This is a genomic window from Rhizobacter sp. (assembly GCF_032229685.1).
Taxonomy (GTDB): domain Bacteria; phylum Pseudomonadota; class Gammaproteobacteria; order Burkholderiales; family Burkholderiaceae_C; genus LMDS01.
This window is the reverse complement of sequence record NZ_JAVTWP010000049.1, coordinates 1-4,120: the sequence shown is the minus strand read 5'-3', so window position 1 is coordinate 4,120 and position 4,120 is coordinate 1. Positions and strand designations below refer to the sequence as shown.

Here is a 4,120-nt window from a genome sequence, read left to right as displayed (position 1 = left end):
CTTCGGCCTGCGCGGCAAGATGGACAAGTGCACCTTCTGCGCCGGCGGCCCCGAAGCCAACGGCAGCGCCGCCGAGAACGAGAAGTACGGCCGCAACCGCCTGTCCGAAGGCAAGCTGCCGGCGTGCGCCGAGATGTGCTCGACCAAGGCGCTGCTCGGTGGCGACGGCGACGTGGTGGCCGACATCTTCCGCACCCGCGTGTTGAACCGCGGCAAGGGCAGCGAAGTCTGGGGCTGGGGCACCGCCTACGGCAAGCCCACTCAGACGGCAGCCGCCGCACCGGCCGCCACCGAGGTGAAGAAGTGAGCCTCGCACGCGCAGGGCTCGTTGCTGTCGCCGTGGCGTCGGCGATGGCGCTCGCCGGCTGCGGCGAGAAGAAGCAGACGATGACCGGCGCCGGCAAGAAGTCCGACCCGGCACCGTGGGTCGCCAGCAGCAGCGCCAACCCGGCCTACACGGCGCCCGGCTGGAAGGGTGGCGACAAGGCGGCGTGGGAAGCGCAGATGCGTCAGCGCAACCAGGCACAGAACGACTACGTGCGCTGAAAGGCCGGAGGCTCTCTTTATGCGACGTTTGCTGAACCGACTTCATGGCACCCGGCTTGCCGGCCTGGCGCTCGTCGCCTTGCTCGGCGTGGCGCCGGTCGGGGCGGCTTGGGCCCAAGACGCTGCGGCGCCGGCGGCTTCGGCTGCGAACGCGAACGGTCCTCCGCCCGGTTTCGTGGCGCCAGCCGAGCCCAAGGCCGACGAGAGCAACGCGCAGCGCGCAAAGAGCCAGCCCGGCAACAACGCGCCGTTCTGGCGCGGGGTGCGCGATTCGGGCATCGAAAAAGGCACGAGCAGCCTGCCGGGCGCCGAAAAGGGCGTGCTGATCCAGGAGTTCGTTCAGTATCCGGGGTCACGCCTCACCAACGCCGGTGAAGCCTGGCGGCAGGTGCGTAACCAGTGGCTCATTCCCTATGGCGGCGCGCTGTTCCTGATCACGCTGCTGGCGATCGCGTTGTTCTATTTCGCCAGGGGCCCGCTCGGTGGCCACAGCCAGAACACCGGCCGCGTGATCGAACGTTTCACCTACTTCGAGCGTGCCGCCCACTGGAGCAACGCGATCGCCTTCTGCGTGCTGGCGATCTCGGGCCTGGTGATGGCCTTCGGCAAGTTCACGCTGCTGCCGCTGATGGGCCATACCCTCTTCGGCTGGCTGACCTACGCGCTCAAGACCGCGCACAACTTCGCCGGGCCGCTGTTCGCGGTGTCGCTCGTGATCGTGTTCCTGGTGTTCGTGCGCGACAACTTCCCGAGCCGCGGTGACCTGGCCTGGCTGCGCAAGGGCGGTGGCCTGTTCGGTGGCGCCGAGCCGGCTTCGGGCCGCTTCAACGCCGGCGAGAAGATCATCTTCTGGGCCGGCGTGTTCGCGCTCGGCTTCTTCGTCGTCAGCTCGGGCCTCACGCTCGACAAGCTGCTGCCGGGCCTGGCCTACACGCGCGGCGACATGCAGATCGCCCACATGATCCACGCCGTGTCGGCGGTGCTGATGATGTGCCTGTTCCTCGGCCACATCTATCTCGGCACGCTCGGCATGAAAGACGCCTACAAGGCCATGAAGACCGGTTACGTCGATGAGGCCTGGGCCGAGGAGCACCACGCGCTCTGGCACGCCGACATCCAGGCCGGCAAGATCCCGGCGCAGCGCACCCGGCCCGACACGCCGCCCGAGCCCGTGCAGCCATCCCCTTCCGTTTGAGCGAAAGAGCCACCATGCGCCTTGCCCTTGCCGTGTTGACGACCGCGCTGGCCTTGCCGGCATTTGCCAAGCTGCCCGCGCCGAGCGACGAGGCCAAGGCCAAGGCGGCCGAGGCAGCACTGAAGACCGCCTGGAGCGACAAGGTCGCCGGCTTCCAGTTGTGCAAGGCCATGGACAAGGCGGCTGCCGCCTACCAGGCCGCGGCCAAGAAGGCGGGCAAGGAGCCGGCAACACCGGTGGCCACACCGGCTTGCGCCGACCCGGGTGCCTTTGTGCCGCCCGCGCCTACACCGCCGATCGAAGCGGCGGGTGCCCATTCGCCGGCCGCTACCACCGGCGCACCGCCGAGCACGAAGGCGACCGCGGCAGAGATCAAACCCGCGCCGAAGAAGTAGGCGGCCGGAACCGGCCCGCGCGGGTGCGCGGGCCATTGCGTACAGTCGGGTCATGCACAAGACTGTCGTTCCCCCGATGCTGCCCCGACTCACGGTGGCCAGCGCACCGCTCACCCACGAAGTGACCGTGCGCGACGAGTTCGGCGCCGAACGCCGCATCGCCATCCCGGCCGAGCGTGCTCTCACGGTCTTCGTCGACAAACGCGAACTCGTCACGCTGATGACGCTCGGCGCGGCGCCCGAAATGCTGGTGCTCGGCTACCTGCGCAACCAGCGGCTGGTGGAGTCGATCGCCGACATCGAATCGATCACCGTCGACTGGGACGTGCAGTCTGCGGCCGTGAAGACTCGCGCCGGCATCGAACGTTTCGACGAAAAAACCGCCAAGCGCGTGGTGACCACCGGCTGCGGGCAGGGCACGGTGTTCGGCGACATGATGAGCGAGCTCGACACGCTGCACCTTCCGCCGGTGAACGAACCTTCGGCGCGCCTGAGCCAGCCCACGCTCTATGGCCTGCTCGATGCGGTGCGCCTGCAAGAGAGCACCTACAAGTCGGCCGGCTCGGTGCACGGCTGTGCGCTGTTCAGGCAGGACGAACTGCTGAGCTTCGTGGAAGACGTGGGCCGTCACAACGCCATCGACACCATCGCCGGCTGGATGTGGCTGCACGGGCTGACCGGCGAAGACAAGATCTTCTACACCACCGGCCGGCTGACGAGCGAGATGGTGATCAAGTCGGCGCAGATGGGCGTGCCGATCGTCGTGTCACGCAGCGGAGTGACGCAGATGGGGCACGAGGTCGCGCAGCAACTCGGGCTGGCGCTGTTCGGGCGCGCCACGAACCGGCATTTCATCCAGTACTGCGGCTTCGAGCGCTTCGACGCGCAACCGGAGCCGCCGCGCGCTTAGGGTCGCGCGCTCAGGCCGAGTGCTCAGGCCTGAACATTCAGGCAATGCGCGCCATGTCGCGCAGCACGGTGGGGCCGGCGCGGCGCTCGATCTCGGTCAGCAGCGGGCGGTTCCAGCCCAGCATGAACATCAGTTCGGCGGTCACGAACATCGGGCCGATGAACAGGCCGGTGATGTCGTCGACGAAGGCCGGCTTCTTGCCTTCGTACCAATGGCCGATGAACTGGATCAGCCAGCCGACCACGAAGCTGCCCACGCCCCAAGCCAGCCAAGAGGCCATGCTGCCGTAGGCCACCTGGTGCCCCAACAGCACCAGCGCGCCGACCACGGCGCTCACCGCCACGCCCAGCGAGAGGTTGCCGCGGCTCAGGTACCAAGCCGCCGTGAGCCCGAAGGCCAGCCACGCCGGGCTGAGCAGCAGCCCGCGAAATGCGAACGCGGGCCGTGCCAGCAACACGCCGATCGCGAACACGATCATCGGCACACCGATGAAGTGGCTGACGATGTTGCGCCGGTCGCGGTGGTATTCGGCGTACTGGCTCAGCAGGTCGGTGGCGGCGCGCATGGGTGTCTCCGGGGTCGAACTGCTGCAAATGGTAGGCCAATCGAGCCTGCCGCGCCACACGGAAACGGCTGGTTTCAAGGGGGCTTCTCCGTGGCCGTCCCTACAATCGGCCCACATTTCCCGAGGCCCGCAGCACATGAGCATCAAGAGCGACAAATGGATCCGCCGCATGGTCGAGCAGACCGGCATGATCGAGCCCTTCGAGCCGGGCCAGGTGCGGCAGAGCGCCGAGGGGCAGAAAATCGTGAGCTACGGCACCAGCAGCTACGGCTACGACATCCGCTGTGCGCCGGAGTTCAAGGTCTTCACCAACATCTACAGCACCGTCGTCGACCCGAAGAACTTCGACGAGAAGAGTTTTGTCGACATCAACGCTGACGTCTGCGTCATTCCGCCGAACAGCTTCGCGTTGGCGCGCACGGTCGAGTACTTCCGCATTCCGCGCAACGTGCTCACGATCTGCCTGGGCAAGAGCACCTACGCACGCTGCGGGATCATCGTCAACGTCA

6 protein-coding genes and 1 pseudogene are annotated in these 4,120 nt (G+C 67.3%); 6 read left to right on the top strand and 1 reads right to left on the bottom strand.

Features of this window, described 5'->3' with window-relative positions:
* The 5 genes and pseudogenes from AC30PD_RS24290 to AC30PD_RS24270 form a co-directional block, all read left to right on the top strand.
* A pseudogene (locus AC30PD_RS24290) lies at positions 1–307 on the top strand (formate dehydrogenase); the annotation flags it as partial.
* Positions 304–546 (top strand): hypothetical protein, encoded by a 243-nt coding sequence (locus AC30PD_RS24285; protein WP_489538269.1) that lies wholly within the window; start codon positions 304–306, stop codon positions 544–546. The pseudogene AC30PD_RS24290 and the gene AC30PD_RS24285, both read left to right, overlap by 4 nt.
* Before the next feature lie 19 nt (positions 547–565).
* Entirely contained in the window at positions 566–1,741 is a 1,176-nt protein-coding gene (locus AC30PD_RS24280; RefSeq protein ID WP_489538268.1) for a formate dehydrogenase subunit gamma, read from the top strand.
* Between the two features lie 14 nt (positions 1,742–1,755).
* On the top strand, positions 1,756–2,136 hold the full coding sequence (locus AC30PD_RS24275; protein ID WP_489538267.1) for a hypothetical protein: 381 nt from the start codon (positions 1,756–1,758) through the stop codon (positions 2,134–2,136).
* A 52-nt stretch (positions 2,137–2,188) separates the two neighbouring features.
* Positions 2,189–3,046 (top strand): formate dehydrogenase accessory sulfurtransferase FdhD, encoded by an 858-nt coding sequence (locus AC30PD_RS24270; protein WP_489538266.1) that lies wholly within the window; start codon positions 2,189–2,191, stop codon positions 3,044–3,046.
* A gap of 37 nt (positions 3,047–3,083) precedes the next feature.
* On the opposite strand, the gene AC30PD_RS24265 is transcribed toward AC30PD_RS24270, so the two are convergent.
* On the bottom strand, positions 3,084–3,611 hold the full coding sequence (locus tag AC30PD_RS24265; protein ID WP_489538265.1) for an Mpo1 family 2-hydroxy fatty acid dioxygenase: 528 nt from the start codon (positions 3,609–3,611) through the stop codon (positions 3,084–3,086).
* Positions 3,612–3,747: 136 nt separating this feature from the next.
* Between AC30PD_RS24265 and AC30PD_RS24260 the strand changes: the two genes are divergently transcribed.
* Positions 3,748–4,120 (top strand): dCTP deaminase (locus AC30PD_RS24260; protein WP_489538264.1); only part of this gene is annotated, 373 nt, incomplete at its 3' end.